Source organism: Flavobacterium nitrogenifigens (assembly GCF_003254565.1).
In the GTDB taxonomy this organism is placed as follows: Bacteria; Bacteroidota; Bacteroidia; order Flavobacteriales; family Flavobacteriaceae; genus Flavobacterium; species Flavobacterium nitrogenifigens.
On sequence record NZ_QJRI01000167.1, the window covers coordinates 60976 to 76517 of the forward strand.

General features: G+C 33.1%; 17 protein-coding genes. 12 read left to right on the forward strand and 5 right to left on the reverse strand.

The features are described 5' to 3' along the window. Window positions 1-29 precede the first annotated feature (29 nt). Complete coding sequence (locus tag DM397_RS06040) at window positions 30-1433, reverse strand: hypothetical protein (protein ID WP_111376675.1); 1404 nt, start codon at window positions 1431-1433, stop codon at window positions 30-32. 212 nt (window positions 1434-1645) lie between these two features. Between DM397_RS06040 and DM397_RS06045 the strand changes: the two genes are divergently transcribed. From DM397_RS06045 to clpX, 5 genes are all read left to right on the forward strand, one after another. After that, the gene (locus DM397_RS06045) at window positions 1646-2410 is read left to right on the forward strand and encodes an alpha/beta fold hydrolase (protein WP_111376676.1); all 765 of its coding nucleotides are present in this window, start codon (window positions 1646-1648) and stop codon (window positions 2408-2410) included. Window positions 2411-2464: 54 nt separating this feature from the next. Continuing rightward, a complete protein-coding gene (locus tag DM397_RS06050) occupies window positions 2465-2809 on the forward strand; it encodes a phage holin family protein (protein WP_111376677.1) in 345 nt (114 codons plus the stop codon). A gap of 113 nt (window positions 2810-2922) precedes the next feature. Beyond that, on the forward strand, window positions 2923-4245 hold the full coding sequence (locus DM397_RS06055) for a trigger factor (RefSeq protein WP_111376678.1): 1323 nt from the start codon (window positions 2923-2925) through the stop codon (window positions 4243-4245). 326 nt (window positions 4246-4571) lie between these two features. Continuing rightward, window positions 4572-5246, forward strand: a complete 675-nt coding sequence (clpP, locus tag DM397_RS06060) for an ATP-dependent Clp endopeptidase proteolytic subunit ClpP (protein WP_111376679.1) — start codon at window positions 4572-4574, stop codon at window positions 5244-5246. Between the two features lie 187 nt (window positions 5247-5433). Beyond that, a complete protein-coding gene (gene clpX / locus DM397_RS06065) occupies window positions 5434-6666 on the forward strand; it encodes an ATP-dependent Clp protease ATP-binding subunit ClpX (protein ID WP_008467306.1) in 1233 nt (410 codons plus the stop codon). A 231-nt stretch (window positions 6667-6897) separates the two neighbouring features. Here clpX and DM397_RS06070 read toward each other — a convergent pair whose 3' ends face one another. Next, entirely contained in the window at window positions 6898-7863 is a 966-nt protein-coding gene (locus tag DM397_RS06070; RefSeq protein WP_111376680.1) for a GlxA family transcriptional regulator, read from the reverse strand. Between the two features lie 141 nt (window positions 7864-8004). Here DM397_RS06070 and DM397_RS06075 point away from each other — a divergent pair, with 141 nt between their 5' ends. From DM397_RS06075 to serB, 6 genes are all read left to right on the forward strand, one after another. After that, the gene (locus tag DM397_RS06075) at window positions 8005-8415 is read left to right on the forward strand and encodes a VOC family protein (RefSeq protein WP_111376681.1); all 411 of its coding nucleotides are present in this window, start codon (window positions 8005-8007) and stop codon (window positions 8413-8415) included. Between the two features lie 52 nt (window positions 8416-8467). Next, window positions 8468-8872 (forward strand): SRPBCC family protein, encoded by a 405-nt coding sequence (locus DM397_RS06080; RefSeq protein ID WP_111376682.1) that lies wholly within the window; start codon window positions 8468-8470, stop codon window positions 8870-8872. 116 nt (window positions 8873-8988) lie between these two features. Next, window positions 8989-9399, forward strand: a complete 411-nt coding sequence (locus DM397_RS06085) for a VOC family protein (RefSeq protein ID WP_111376683.1) — start codon at window positions 8989-8991, stop codon at window positions 9397-9399. Window position 9400: 1 nt separating this feature from the next. Further along, the gene (locus DM397_RS06090; protein ID WP_111376733.1) at window positions 9401-9838 is read left to right on the forward strand and encodes an SRPBCC family protein; all 438 of its coding nucleotides are present in this window, start codon (window positions 9401-9403) and stop codon (window positions 9836-9838) included. A 71-nt stretch (window positions 9839-9909) separates the two neighbouring features. Continuing rightward, window positions 9910-10347 (forward strand): VOC family protein, encoded by a 438-nt coding sequence (locus DM397_RS06095; RefSeq protein ID WP_111376684.1) that lies wholly within the window; start codon window positions 9910-9912, stop codon window positions 10345-10347. Window positions 10348-10503: 156 nt separating this feature from the next. After that, window positions 10504-11733 (forward strand): phosphoserine phosphatase SerB, encoded by a 1230-nt coding sequence (gene serB, locus DM397_RS06100; protein ID WP_111376685.1) that lies wholly within the window; start codon window positions 10504-10506, stop codon window positions 11731-11733. 241 nt (window positions 11734-11974) lie between these two features. On the opposite strand, the gene DM397_RS06105 is transcribed toward serB, so the two are convergent. The 3 genes from DM397_RS06105 to DM397_RS06115 all read right to left on the reverse strand — a co-directional run bounded on the left by DM397_RS06105 (window position 11975) and on the right by DM397_RS06115 (window position 14275). After that, the gene (locus DM397_RS06105; RefSeq protein ID WP_142479113.1) at window positions 11975-12439 is read right to left on the reverse strand and encodes a hypothetical protein; all 465 of its coding nucleotides are present in this window, start codon (window positions 12437-12439) and stop codon (window positions 11975-11977) included. A 67-nt stretch (window positions 12440-12506) separates the two neighbouring features. Continuing rightward, complete coding sequence (locus tag DM397_RS06110) at window positions 12507-12749, reverse strand: redox-active disulfide protein 2 (RefSeq protein ID WP_111376687.1); 243 nt, start codon at window positions 12747-12749, stop codon at window positions 12507-12509. 14 nt (window positions 12750-12763) lie between these two features. Continuing rightward, the gene (locus DM397_RS06115) at window positions 12764-14275 is read right to left on the reverse strand and encodes a GH3 auxin-responsive promoter family protein (RefSeq protein WP_111364933.1); all 1512 of its coding nucleotides are present in this window, start codon (window positions 14273-14275) and stop codon (window positions 12764-12766) included. Between the two features lie 242 nt (window positions 14276-14517). Between DM397_RS06115 and DM397_RS06120 the strand changes: the two genes are divergently transcribed. Beyond that, window positions 14518-15312, forward strand: a complete 795-nt coding sequence (locus DM397_RS06120; protein WP_111376688.1) for a DUF2797 domain-containing protein — start codon at window positions 14518-14520, stop codon at window positions 15310-15312. Window positions 15313-15542: the final 230 nt, after the last annotated feature.

Genomic DNA, 15542 nt, shown 5'->3' on the forward strand with positions numbered 1-15542 from the left:
TCGGCTTTGTTTTTTGTTAAAATAGCTTATTACTTATTTTTTGTTTGAAAAGCACTTGTGAAATCTGTAAATTTAGAACGTAGCGCATCAAACCCTTCAGAGAAATAAACGCTCAAAGCAGCTTCTGTATTATCATTGAATTTCAAATAAATTACTTCGTCAAGATAAGGTTGTGCAAATAGCTCGCCATTAGAGCTCCATGTCCAGTATTTTCCTTGATCATTCCAAACAGGCAATCTAACAAGATAATCATCTCCAGCTTTTTGCGAGCGTAAAACAATATCGGCAATTTTAGTTCCATCTTTTTTAGAAACTAATGATAATTTTGTATTCTTGTTAAAGCTTGCAGCCTCTCCTTCAGAGATTTTTTTCTCATATGCATTCAAGGCTGTATAATAAGCTTTGAAATCACTATTAGGATTTAGACCGTCAGGATGTGCTGGACGAGTGTTATTTTTGAATAAAGCTTCTCTATCGGCAGCATCAGCAGTCAAATCTGTATTACCAATAATAATAAAGTTATCCATTATTGAAATCAGGGTATTTGCTTTTCCTTTATATTGGCTTAATTCAATGTTTTCAATTAATTTATCGATTTCAGCACTACTTGTAACATTAAAGTTAATTAAGTTTTTTCCATTATAAGTAAATAATGCATTCGAAGTGGTTTCTACACCTTTTTTACCACTCATTTCCCAAGTGTAACCATCATTTAAGGTTAATTTATAAGTGTAATCTTCAGGAGATTTGTTTTGGCTTGAGTATTTTGCATTTGAAGTAAATGTAGCAGCTTCAGTACCATTAATAGTTAAAAGGCCATCTACAGTTGAAGGTAAATAGAACCAATCTTGCACAGAAGGTGTAATAGGTCCATATTCCCCAGTTTCTGAATTGTAACCCCAGTCAGAATAAGTGTCAACATTTGAAAATTTAATGTTTGAAGACGTGCTTTTGGATGTTAATACCGCATTGTTTGTAGTTTGTCCTTCTTTTGCAGGGAAAACGAATTTCAATTCTGTAGTCGAAGCAGTTTTAATCCATGTTTTTTTAGCATCATCCCAAGTGTATATACCATAAACACCAGAAATGTTTAAAACTTCTTCTACACCATTTTGACTTTTTCCGTCAAAAAGATCAATATGTTTAAGGCTAAACAAACGGCCTAAGTTTTTAATAGCTTCGATTGCTCCAGAGCTTTTGCTTTTGTCCAATTGAACAAGCATTTCATTAGCTTCAGCTTCAAATTTATTTTTTTGCTGTGCAGGAGTAAGATTTGAATAAGGCTGTTTTAATAATGCAGCAATTTGTTCTTCTAGTGTTAGCTCCTTTTCTGGTTTTGGTTCTGGTATGATTTCGTCACTGCTATTGTCGCTAGAACATGAAACCATAAGTTGAGTAAGAACCAATGATGATAAAAATAGTTTTTTAATCATGATTTGGTGTTTAAATTAGTTTGTTAAATCAAGACTTTAATGCTTGATTTTGGTGCGAAAATAGTTTTTTTAAAACGTATTACCTTACGGAAAACCGTAAAAAGTAAAATATTTTTGTATTAAATATCTTACAATGTGTTATAGCTATGTTTTTGACTCTTTTTTGCTCAATAACTTTTTTACCTTTGTAAAAGATATTAATACCAATACAAATGTTATATTCAAAAATAGAAGGCGAGGGAAAGCCATTTATCATCATGCACGGATTTCTTGGAATGTCTGATAACTGGAAAACTCTTGCTGGACAATATGTAGAAGCTGGATTTCAAGTTCATATTTTAGATTTACGAAACCACGGTCGCAGTTTTCATTCAGACGAATGGAGTTATGAAGCCATGGTTCAAGATGTTTACGAATATTGTCAGGCAAATAATCTAACCAGAATTGATATTCTAGGACATTCTATGGGAGGAAAAGTGGCAATGCTTTTTGCAACAACTCATCCTGAAATTGTAGATAAATTGATTGTAGCAGATATTGGTCCGAGATTTTATAAACAGCATCATCAAGATATTTTAGCAGGATTAAATGCTGTTGACTTTTCAGCAAAACCAAGCCGAAATGATGTAGAAGAAATAGTGTCACAATATGTTCCGGATTTTGGAACACGTCAGTTTTTGCTAAAAAATCTATATTGGAAAGAGCCAGGACAATTGGCTTTTAGGTTTAATCTTGAAGCATTTAATAATAATCTCGATGCGATTGGAAAACCTTTGGCAGATCATTTAGTTTTTAATAATCCGACATTATTTATTAGAGGTGGGAATTCTGGATATATTCAAGATGCTGATATTGATGAAATTCGCAAGCATTTTCCAAATTTAAAACTGGAAACTATTCCAAACGCTGGACATTGGCTTCATGCAGAAAATCCGAAAATGTTTTTTGAATTGACGGCTACGTTTTTAAAAGAGTAGTCGTTTTTGATAAAAATTTTATTACTTTTAAATAAATTTTAAACCTGAAGAACTATGAAATTATTACTTAGACTCCTTGTTACTGCAGCCTTGGTTCTATTATTATCTAACATTTTGACTGGGGTTCATGTTGCTAGTTTTGGTACGGCTGTAATTGTCGCAGTAGTTTTAGGATTGCTGAACGTTTTTATAAAACCAATTTTAGTGATTTTAACCTTGCCGGTTACTTTTGTTACATTAGGCTTATTTTTACTGGTAATCAACGCTATAATTATTTTATTATCAACTAAGATCGTAGGCGGTTTTGTAGTAGATTCGTTTTGGACGGCATTAATTTTCAGCATTATTTTGTCTATACTTCAATCTCTTACTTATAAAATACTTGGAGACGATAAATAAAACAAATGCAGCAGATTAAAACTGCTTCAAATACAATAGATTAAAAACTTGGTTGGGTTGCAAAAATTTTATAATTTTGCAACCCAATTTTATTATGTAAATTAAAGAAGAAGATGGATATTAAAAGAGTAGCAATAGACGCTGTAAACGAGACAATCGTTATGAACGTTGTTCATATGGATTATAAAGGTCAAGTAGCAAAAAGAATTAACGAAAAAATGCCTTTAGCGCAAGTAAAAGGATTTAGAAAAGGGGCAGTGCCTAAAGATCTTGTTGAAAAACAATACGGAAAAGCTATTAAGCAAGAAGAGATCAAAAAAGTAGTTGATTTGGCTTTAGAGCGTTATATTCAATCTGAAAGATTAAATCTTTTAGGAACTCCTCTTGCTAAAGTAAACGAAGATTTTAACTGGGATGCTGAAGAATTAACTTTCGAATACGAAATTGGTTTAGTGCCAAACTTCGAAATTGATCTTGAAGCTAAAAATAATATCGTAAAATACATCGTTACTGCTGACGATAAATTAATCGACGGACAAGTTGAGCGTATCCAAAAACAATTTGGAAAAGCAGTTCCTCAAGAAGTTTCTGATGCAAAATCTGACTTAACTGGAACTTTCTCAAACGAAGCAAACGGAATCAATAATACAACTACAATTTCTGTTGATACATTCAGCAAAAAAGCTCAAAAACAATTCACAGGTAAAAAAGTTGGAGATGTTGTTACAGTAAGCACAAAAGGTTTATTTGAAGACGATCACCAATTAATGGATTACTTAAAAGTTGGTCACGAAGGTGTTCACGGTTTAGATGTTGAAGTAAACTTCACTATCAGCGCTATCAACGGTTCTGAGCCAGCTGAATTAAACCAAGAATTATTCGATAAACTTTTTGGTGAAGGAAAAGTAGCTTCTTTAGAAGATTTAAAATCTAAAATTAAAGAAGATGCTGAAGCGCAATTCGCTCAGCAAGCTGACCAAAAATTATTATTAGATGTTCAGGATTTCTTAATCGAAAACACAAAATTCGATTTACCAGCTGAATTCCTTAAAAAATGGTTGCAAACTGTAGGTGAGAAAAAATTAACGGCAGAAGAAGCTGAGGTTGAATACGCAAGATCTGAAAAAGGATTACGTTTCCAATTAATCGAAGGAAAAGCTTTAGCTCAAAGCAATATCCAAATTACATTTGATGACTTGAAAGAGTTTACATCAAACGCAATCAGACAGCAAATGGCTCAATTTGGTCAAACAAACCCAACTGACGAAGAAGTTCAAGGAATCGTGGCTAGAGTTTTATCTAACCAAGACGAAGTGAAAAGACTTTCTGAGCAAGTTGTAGCAGCTAAAATGTTAGACATCTTCAAAGAAAAAGCTAACCCAACAACTAAAGAGGTTACTTACGAAGAATTTATCGCTGCTTCTTACGGAGAATAAATTTAGTCTGAAAGTCAAAAGTCCTAAAGTCGAAAGTTAAGAAGTATACTTTTTAAAAATTAAGATTTTATTACAGAAACTGAAAGATAAAAATAATTATATTTGAACGTCAATGGAATTTTCTTTCTGTTGACGTTCTTTTTTGTTTCAAGTTTCAAGTTGGTAAACGTTTCTTAGAAAAAAAAACTTAGAACCTTAGTAGCTTAGAATCTTAGCATCTTAAAAAAGAAGACAAATTGGCATCTCTTGTAAAAAGGTACGAACTTTGTTTAATTCGTTTTAGTCAATTTCTGACTATAGACTTTCAAACTTTATAAACTAAAAATATGAACTACGGTAAAGAATTCAAAAAATTTGCTACAAAGCACCAAGGAGTAAACGCAATGTATTACGATAAAATCGTAGCTGCAATGACGCCAACAAACATGACTCCATATATTATTGAAGAGCGTCAGTTGAATATTTCTCAATTAGATGTTTTCTCAAGATTAATGATGGATAGAATTATCTTTTTAGGAACTGGTATTGACGATCAGATTGCTAATATCGTTCAGGCTCAGTTGTTATTTTTAGAAAGCGCTGATGCTTCAAAAGATATTCAAATTTACTTAAACTCTCCAGGAGGAAGTGTTTATGCAGGTTTAGGAATTTATGATACCATGCAGTACATTAAACCAGATGTAGCAACAATCTGTACAGGAATGGCAGCTTCTATGGGAGCAGTTTTATTGTGTGCAGGAGCTGCAGGAAAACGTTCTGCATTGCCTCACTCAAGAGTAATGATTCACCAGCCATCTGGAGGAGCACAAGGTGTTGCAACAGATATGGAAATCAATTTACGTGAGATGTTGAAATTAAAAGACGAATTATACAACATTATTTCGCACCATTCAGGACAAACTTTTGACAAAGTGCACAAAGACAGTGAGCGTGATTATTGGATGATCGCTGACGAAGCTAAAGAGTACGGAATGATTGACGAAGTATTGAGAAGAGGATAATTTTTAAAGTTTAAATTGTTTCAAGTTTCAGGTTTCAAGTTCCGTAAATAACGCGCCAACTTGAAACCTGAAACCTGAAACTTGAAACAAAAAATAAAGACTTAAGCTGCAAAGAGCTAAGTTTTTAAGTTTTAGGTCAAAAAGCTTAGAAACTTAGTATCTTTGCAGCTTAGTAACTAAATATAGAATGGCAAAAGTAGTATTAGAATGTTCGTTTTGTGGAAGAAAGAAGCCAGAAACTAATTTATTAATTGCAGGGATCAATGCACATATTTGTGATAAGTGTATTGAACAGGCACATGGAATTGTTTTAGAAGAATTAAAATCTAGCGGAAGCGCAAAACTAGTTGGGGACTTGATTTTAAAGAAACCAAAAGAAATTAGAGCTTTCCTAGATCAATATGTTATTGGTCAAGATCAGACTAAAAAAGTAATGTCGGTTGCGGTTTATAATCACTACAAGCGTTTAATGCAACAGCAATTAGACGATGAAGTTGAGATTGAAAAAAGTAACATCATTATGGTGGGGCAGACAGGAACTGGAAAAACATTAGTGGCAAAAACTATTGCTAAAATGTTAGACGTTCCTTTGGCCATTGTTGATGCTACAGTATTGACAGAAGCAGGTTATGTTGGAGAAGACGTTGAAAGTATTTTGACTCGTTTGCTTCAGGCTGCAGATTATGATGTAGCAAAAGCAGAAAGAGGAATTGTATTTATTGACGAAATTGATAAAATTGCTCGTAAGAGCGATAATCCATCAATAACTCGTGACGTTTCTGGAGAAGGTGTTCAGCAGGCATTATTAAAATTGTTGGAAGGAACAGTGGTAAACGTACCGCCAAAAGGAGGACGTAAACACCCAGACCAAAAATTTGTTGAGGTAAATACTCAAAATATCTTATTTATTGCTGGTGGAGCTTTTGATGGAGTAGAGCGTATTATTTCTAAACGTTTAAACCGTCAGGCAGTTGGTTATTCAACTTCTAAAAACACTGACAATATCGATAAAGATAATTTATTGCAATACATTATTCCAAAAGACATTAAAGACTTTGGTTTGATTCCTGAGATTATTGGACGTTTACCAGTTTTAACGCACATGGATCCTTTGGATAAAGCAACGCTTCGCGCGATTTTAACGCAACCTAAAAATGCGTTGATAAAACAATATCAGAAATTATTCTTAATGGATGATGTTGAGTTTACGATTACCGATGAAGCTTTAGATTTTATTGTAGATAAAGCTTTAGAGTACAAATTGGGTGCTCGTGGATTACGTTCATTATGTGAAGCGATCTTGACAGATGCGATGTACGAATTGCCAACATCTGATGATATTAGTTTGACAATCGATAAAGAATATGCAGAACATACGTTAAGTAAAAACTTATTGAAGCGTATGGAGATTGCTTCTTAAATATTAAAAGTATATTTTCTAAAAACCTGTTCATTTTTTGAACAGGTTTTTTTATTGTCTTTTTCGTTTAGTTTTATGAAAACAAAAGTTCTGTTTTGTGCCTGATTAAAACGGGATTTTAGACAAGTTTTATTGTAGAGATGCACTGCAGTGCATTAACCTATGTATGTATTTTTAGATTATTTTTAAATCAATTGTTAGACGCACTGCGGTGCGTCTCTACGATAAAAATTACTGCACTCTAAATTTCTCGCGATACTCAATTGGTTTCATTCCTACCATTTTATAAAAAACCTTTCTGAAAGCTTTAGGATCGTTATAACCAGTTTTTTCTATAATTTCTGAAATGGAAAGCTGCGTTTGCTCTAGGTATTTCTTCGAACTTTCGACTCTAATATTTTGCAAATATTCAATTGGAGGAATTCCTGTCACTTGTTTGAAACGGCGTGTCATGTTTCTGGTACTTGTAGGGATATCTTTTGTGATTTCTTCCAGTTTTTCGATAGAATGGTATTGATTCTCAATTTTTTGCTGCAGCATGGCAACTAGAGAATCGTTGTGTAAATGGTTGGGTCTAAAAGTGCTGAAATAGCTTTGTTTGTATCTGTTCAGGTCGATTGAGAATATTTTAGCAATTTTGACTGCCATTTCGTTACCGCAGAATTTCTGAACCAAAAGAATCAACAAATGAAAAGTTGAAGTTGATCCGCCGCTGGTGTATAAACTTCCGTCTGCAGTCAAAGTTTCTTCTGGTTTTAATTTTACCATCGGAAAAGCTTTGGTAAATGCGCTACAGGCATCAACATGCGTTGTAGCTAATTTTTCATTCAGTAAACCAGAGGCAGCAAACAAAAAAGCTCCGGTACAAAAACTGGCTAATTCTGCTCCAGCTTTATGCTGTTTTTGCAACCACGGAATAAAACTTTTATTCTTTTTGATCATCTCGCTCATATTATCTGTCGTAAAAGCGGGAATTAAAATTAAGTCTAGAATACTATCTGAAGTTTCGATTGCGTTGCTTTTATATCCAAATAAATTTCCTTGATCGTTTTGCTCTTGCGATTGAAAAATCATAATTTCAAATGGTTTTTCGGTTCCAGGAGTAAGTTTGTTCGTAGTTTCGAATACCTCTAATATTGCCGCGATGCTCAGTAATTTATAATCGTGAGGTATGATTAAGCCTAGTTTCGTGCTCATGATATTTTGGTTTTTTGGAATTGCAGTATCATACAAAAATAAGCAAAATGTCTTAAATGCCCCTAAAAATGACTTTTATTGACGTTTTTAAGTAATCTTAAAAAATTAAATTTGTTTTAATTAATTCGTAATTTTATAAAGATGAAAACAAAAATCTTCTTAAATCTTGCTGTAAAAGATTTAAACAGGGCAGTGTCTTTTTATAACGGACTTGGTTTTTCGACCAATCCAAAATTCACAAATGAAAAAGGAGCTTGTTTGGTTATTGATGAAAATATATTTGTGATGATTTTGGCAGAAGAGTTTTATCAAACCTTTACCAAAAAACAAATTTGTGATTCAACAACAACTAGTGAAGCTATTATTGCTATTTCTGTAGACACTCGAGAGCAGGTTGATGAAATGATGGAAAAAGCCATTAAATCAGGCGGAACAGATTATAACCAGACAAATGATTATGGCTGGATGTATCAAAGAACTTTTTTGGATGTTGATGGACATCATTGGGAAGTTTTCTTTATGGATGAAAATCAGATTCCAGAAAACATATAATAATTAATGCGAAACAGATCAAACAAACCAAAAATATTAAAAAGCTATAAAAATGATAACAATTAAAAACACGGTGAATGCATCTCTTGACAAAGTTTGGAACTTTTGGAATACTCCAGAACATATTACAAAATGGAGCTTTGCTTCTCCTGATTGGCACACACCTTACGCAGAAGCTGATTTGAGAGAAGGAGGGAAATTCAAATCGACTATGGCGGCAAAAGATGGAAGTATGAGTTTTGATTTTGGAGGGGAATTTACTCTTGTAAAACCAAACGAAGCACTTTCGTATGTAATGGGAGACGGAAGAAAAGTCGAAATTACTTTTACAAAAACAGCAGACGGTGTTGAGATAATTGAAAGTTTTGACCCAGAAACACAAAACCCAGAAGAGATGCAGCGTGCTGGTTGGCAAGCAATCTTGGATAATTTTAAAAGTTATGTAGAAGCTAATTAATTTTAGGTTCACAGGCTCAAAGTAACAATGGTTCAAAGATTACAAACTTAAATTTGCTTATATCTCTTATATGGTTTAAAAAGAAATAAATATCTAACCCAACAAAAAAACAAAAAATGACAAAACAAATATGGTTGAATCTTCCTGTAAAGGATGTGGCAAAAGCGAAAGACTTTTTCTGGAAAATTGGTTTTTCGTTTAATGAACAGCATGATACGCCAAGTTCGACGTGCATGGTTGTAGGTGAAGGACATTTTGTAATAATGCTTTTTGAAGAAATGCTTTTTTCAAGTTTTTCTCAAAACAGTATTACCGATACGAAATCAAGTTCAGAAGTCTTGATTTCGATCGACGCAGAAAGCAGAGAAGAAGTTGATGAATTAGCTGAAAAAGTCAAAGAAGCCGGCGGAAACGTTTTTGCTCCTCCAGCAGAAAGTCAAGGCTGGATGTACGGCTGCGGCTTTACCGATTTGGATGGTCATCGTTGGAATGTTTTATTTATGGATTTTAGTAAATTACCAGATTAAAATGGAAAAATTAGTGTTTAATATTGAGATAAAGGCTTCTAAAGAAAAGATTTGGAAAGTCTTATGGGACGATGAAACGTATAGAAAGTGGACAAGCGCTTTTTGCGAAGGAAGTTATGCAGAATCGACATGGAATGAAGGAGACAAAATTTATTTTTTAGGTCCTGGCGGAGCAGGAATGAATAGTCTTATTGAAACTAAAATGCCGAACGAATATATGGCTTTTAAGCATCTTGGTGAAATCAAAGATTTTAAAGAAGTGCCGCCAAATGCGGAGACGGAAAAATGGAGTGGTGCAATGGAAACTTATAAACTGACTCAAAAAGGAGATGCTGTAAATCTTCATGTTGAGGTAGATGTAATTGAAAAACATATTGATTATTTCAAAGATGCCTTTCCAAAAGCGGTGGAATTGATTAAAGAATTGTCTGAGAAGTAAAAGCAAGAGAATAGAAGAAAGAAGAGCAACTAATAATTTAAAATTTATAATTAACAATTAAAAAAAATATCATGGCAACAGTAAATCCTTATTTATTATTTAATGGAAATTGCGAACAAGCATTTCTATTTTACAAATCCGTTTTTGGAGGTGAATTTCCATATATTGGAAAATTTAAAGACATGCCAAAAGAAGAAGGATGTGATCAAGTTTCTGAAGCAGACGCTGAAAGAATAATGCACGTTTCCCTTCCAATTGGAGATACTATTTTAATGGGAAGTGATAGTTCGACAAGATTTGGCGATTTGCCTATTGGAGAAAACTTTTCCGTTTCTATTAATACAGAAAGCACAGAAGAGGCAGATAGAATTTTTAATGGACTTTCTGCAGGAGGAAAAGTAGAAATGCCAATGAACAAAACTTTCTGGGGAGCTTATTTCGGAATGTTTAAAGACAAATTTGGAATCAATTGGATGGTAAATTTTGACGAAAACATGAACAAGAAATAACATAAAAGTTATGTTATTTTAATAATAAAACAGAAATGTTAAATTACTCGAAAAAGCACATGGAAATGTGCTTTTTTGTTTCAAAAAAACAATGATTATTCTTTTTTATCAACAAGAGATTGCCGATTTTTGTCGCTTCATAATCAAGAAAGAAAAATGGCAGCAGAAGATAAAGAAATTATTTTATTAAAAGTTTCTGGACACGATAAAATTGGAGTTACAGCAGGTTTAACAGCTGTATTAGCAACGTACGACGCTAATATTTTAGATATCGGGCAAGCTGATATACATGATACACTTTCCTTAGGAATTTTGTTCGAGATTGCTGCAGGATCTTCATCTGCACCCGTTTTAAAAGATCTTTTGTTTAAAGCATACGAATTGGAAATCAAAGTAAAATTTATTCCGATTTCTATTGAAGATTACGAAACTTGGGTAAAATCACAATCAAAACAACGTTATATCATCAATATTTTGGGAGAAAAACTGGCAGCTTCACAATTGTCTGCAGTGACCCAAATATTGTCAGATCAAAATTTAAATATCGATTCAATTATCCGATTAACAGGAAGAACTTCTATTGTAGAAAAAGAAGAATATCCACGTTCTTGTATTCAATTGTCTGTAACGGGCGAAATTGTAAACAAGATTATGATGACGGCAAGTTTTATGGAAATTTCCAGAACGCTCAACGTTGATATCTCTTTCCAGGAAGATAATATTTACAGAAGAAACCGCCGTTTGGTTTGCTTTGATATGGATTCGACTTTAATTCAAACTGAAGTAATCGATGAATTGGCAGAATTGAATGGAGTAGGAGATCAAGTTCGCGCCATTACAGAATCGGCTATGAACGGTGAAATTGATTTCAACGAAAGTTTCAAAAAGCGTATGGCTCTTTTGGAAGGTTTAAGCGAAGAAGTGTTGCAAAACGTTGCGATTAATTTACCAATCACGCAAGGCGCACATCGTTTGATGAAAGCTTTAAAATACTATGGTTATAAAACCGCAATTCTTTCAGGAGGATTTACATATTTTGGAGAATACCTTCAAAAAGAATTAGGAATAGATTATGTTCACGCCAATCAATTAGAAATAAAAGATGGTAAACTAACCGGTAAATATATCGGCGATATCGTAGACGGTCAGAAAAAAGCAGAATATCTAAAAGCAATTGCCGAAAAAGAAGGAATCCACATCAACCAGACAATCGCAGTTGGTGATGGAGCAAACGATTTGCCAATGCTAAACTTAGCAGGCCTAGGAATTGCTTTCCACGCTAAACCAAAAGTAAAAGAAAGTGCTTCAACTTCAATATCAAGTTTAGGTCTTGACGGTGTTTTATACCTTTTAGGATATCACGATAGATATATTGATATGATGTAATTTACAAGTTATCACCCCGAGCGAAGTCGAAGAACCCGACCCATTTTTTGTCATCCCGAGGAACGAGGGATCTCCGCAAGTAGCTCGACAATCAAAATAAAAAAAAACAAACCTCAGTCTTTTTTAATAAAGAGCTGAGGTTTTTTATTTGGGCATGTCCCGCCAGAAAAAGGCGGGTCGGGCTATCCGTTTCAATCTTTTATGCCGAACCCCGGCATAAAAGGATTTCCACTCCTATCCCTCATGCGGGTTTAGTGGAATTGTTGGTTTGGAAATTGTAGAGTTTCTTGGCTTCTCTAAATTTATAAATAGAATTATAAATATCTTCATTTCGTCCTTTAACTAAACTGATTTCAGTTTTTATAGCGATTTCTTCAGGATTTGGAAGTTTAAATAAAATTTTTGAAAGAAATCCATCTAACTGTTTGGCATATTCAATTTTATCTTTCAGAATAAAATTTACATATGTATTTCCTCTGATAGAAATTACACTTAATTTGTCAATATTGTGCCAATAAATTTTAATGTTATTTATATGATCGAAGAAATATGCTCCAGTAAGTTCAATTGCGGGTTGATTTTTTAAGTTTCGATATAAATTTTTAATTGTTCTCTTTATGCGATTTTTAGTTAAGACAATTAAGAAAAAAGCTAAAATAATCCCAAAAGGTTGATTGTTGCTAAATAAAGTTAGTAAAATCAACAAAAAGGTAATAATCAAAAAAATAGCCGAATCAGTCCATAACTTAATAGAATAATATGGATAGAGAACATTATTCACGAGATTCTAATTCTCGTTTCATTTCCTTTAAATTCTTCAGATTCAAAAAAAGAATAGGCAATAACGCAACAGGAATAACATTCATGGCACTAAACCCTTTCATAAAAACAATGAATATATTAAGAATGAATAACATAAAAAGAACCACGCAAAAAATAGTATTCACGGTTTTTAATGTCTTCTGATTTTTAATCAGTTCTTCAGTGGTCATTTCGCTGAATTTTGTGTCTTTCATTTTGCAAGTTGTTATTAGCACATTTCTTTCAATTGTTCCAAATAATCTCTCTGATTTGAAAGTCTCGGAATCTTATGCTGACCGCCCAATTTATCTCTTTCCTTTAGCCAGTCATAAAATAAGTTCTCTCTGGCAACATTGACCACCAAAGGATTTAAAGTCATATTGTTGTAGCGTTTCGCTTCGTAGTCGGAATTTAGGGTTTGCAAGGTTTCATCTAGTACTTTTTGGAAAAGTCCCACATCGGCAGGATCTTTCTTGAATTCGATCATCCATTCATGAGCACCTTTTTCTTTATCGTGCATAAATATAGGCGCAACCGTATAATCGATAACTTCAGTTTGAGTCACCTGACAAGCTTTTGCAATTGCTTGATCAGTATTTTCAACCATTAATTCTTCGCCAAAAACATTAATATGATGTTTGGTTCTTCCCGTAACTCTAATTCTGTACGGATTTAAAGAAGTAAAACGAACCGTGTCGCCAATTAAATAACGCCACAAACCAGAATTTGTAGTAATAACAATAGCGTAATTTTTATTCAATTCAACATCTGCCAGACGAACCACTTTTTGGTTTGGAGTTCCAAAAGTATCCATCGGAATAAATTCATAGAAAATTCCGTAATCCAGCATTAATAATAAATCGCTCGAATTGTTTAAATCCTGAATCGCAAAAAAGCCTTCAGAAGCATTGTATATTTCGTAATATCTAAAATCTTTACTTGGCAATAGTTTTTTGTACTGTTCTCTATAAGGAGAAAAACTTACACCTCCATGAAAGTAAACTTCCAGATTTGGCCAAAGTTCCAATAAGCTTTGTTTGCCTGTGTTTTCAAGAACTTTATTCATTAAAACCAGCATCCATGACGGAACTCCTGCAAAACTGGTTACATTCTCATTTTTGGTTTCGTTGATAATGGCTGCAATTTTCGTTTCCCATTCGCTCATTAACGAAGTTTTACTGCTTGGAGTACTGCTGAATTCAGCCCAAATAGGCATGTTTTCAATCAAAATTGCCGATAAATCTCCAAAGAAAGTATTATTGTTTTCGTAAATCTGAGAACTTCCGCCTAAGCGAAGACTTTTTCCTAAAAACAGCTCAGAATCTTCATTATTATTTAGATAGAGACATAAAAGATCTTTACTGCCCTTGTAATGGCAATCTTCCAGAGCTTCGTTACTTACAGGTATAAATTTACTTTTGGCATTTGTTGTGCCACTCGATTTGGCAAACCATTTAATCGGACTTTCCCAAAAAACATTTTGTTCGCCCAAACGAGTACGTTCAATTAGAGGTTGTAATTCTTCATAAGTGGCAATAGGAACTCTTTCAGCAAATGTCTGATAAGAATTAATACTCGAAAACTCATATTTTTTTCCAATAACTGTATTTTCAGATGCCGTCAATAAGTTATGCAATAATTCTTCTTGAACTTCATTTGGGTATTTTAAAAAAAGCTCTATTTGATGAATCCTTTGTTTTAGGACCCAAGATGCAAACGAATTGATAATAGATAAAGGCATGAATCTGTTTTTAAGTTAACTGATTTTAGGTTTTAAATCTTACAATCTGTGTAAAACAAAAAAACTTAAAATTTGAATATCGAGAGACAAATAGTAACTTTGTCTTCATATCAAAAATAATATTTTTTTGTAAAAAACAATTCTATTTGAAGTAAAGATTCTATCTAATTAAACGAATTTTAACACAAAAAATTTTAAATCTTTTGATAAATCGAAATCAGCAATTATAAATAAAAAGACGAATGCAATATCAAGGTGTACTGACAAAAATGCAAACTGAACTAGGGAGTCCAATTCAATACTATTTGGTTTTTGAGGATAATTTTCTGAATGTAAACCAATTATTAGATAAAGAAATTGAAATCAATTTTGTAGGCACCCAATGCTTAAATTGTGGTAAAAAGAAAAAAATATACCGACAAGGTTTTTGCTACGAATGTTTTTATTCTAGTCCAGCAGTTGGAGATTGGATTATGAGGCCAGAATTGAGTACGGCACATTTAGGAATTGCTGATAGAGATTTAGAATACGAATCAAAGGCTCAGTTGCAGCCACATATTGTGTATTTGGCTTCGGCGAGCGAAATAAAAGTTGGCGTAACCCGTAAAGCACAGATTCCGACACGATGGATCGATCAAGGTGCTTCTCAAGCGATTGCAATTGTTGAGGTTCCAAACCGCTATTTGGCAGGAATAACAGAGGTTGCGTTAAAAGATCATTATACAGATAAAACAAATTGGAGAAAAATGCTGCAAAACTCTGTTGAGAGTTTTGATTTAATTGCTGAAAAAGCCAAAATTGAAAGTCTTATTCCTCAAGAAGTTAGAGATTATTTTTATGCTGAAAAAAATGATGTTTACGAACTTCAATATCCAGTTTTAACCTATCCTGCAAAAGTAAATAGTTTAAACTTAGATAAGACACCTTCTTTTAGCGGAAAATTAACGGGAATTAAAGGCCAGTATTTGTTATTTGAAAATGGAACCGTTTTTAATGTTCGTGGTTCTGAAGGTTATGTTGTAACAATAGACGTCTAAATTTATTTGGGATCTGTCGATGGTTTTTGTATAACTGTCTATTACTTTGTTGATTAGATAATAATTTATTGTAATTTTATATCAATTCCAAAAACAAAAAAATGTAAATATTGATACATTTGATTACAATTTTGTAACAAATGCTTATTGGAAGAATTTATTTTTAGAAAATAAAAGAAGGTAGATTTGAAACTGCCACTGTTTTTAAAATTAATCAAGATTTATAATCG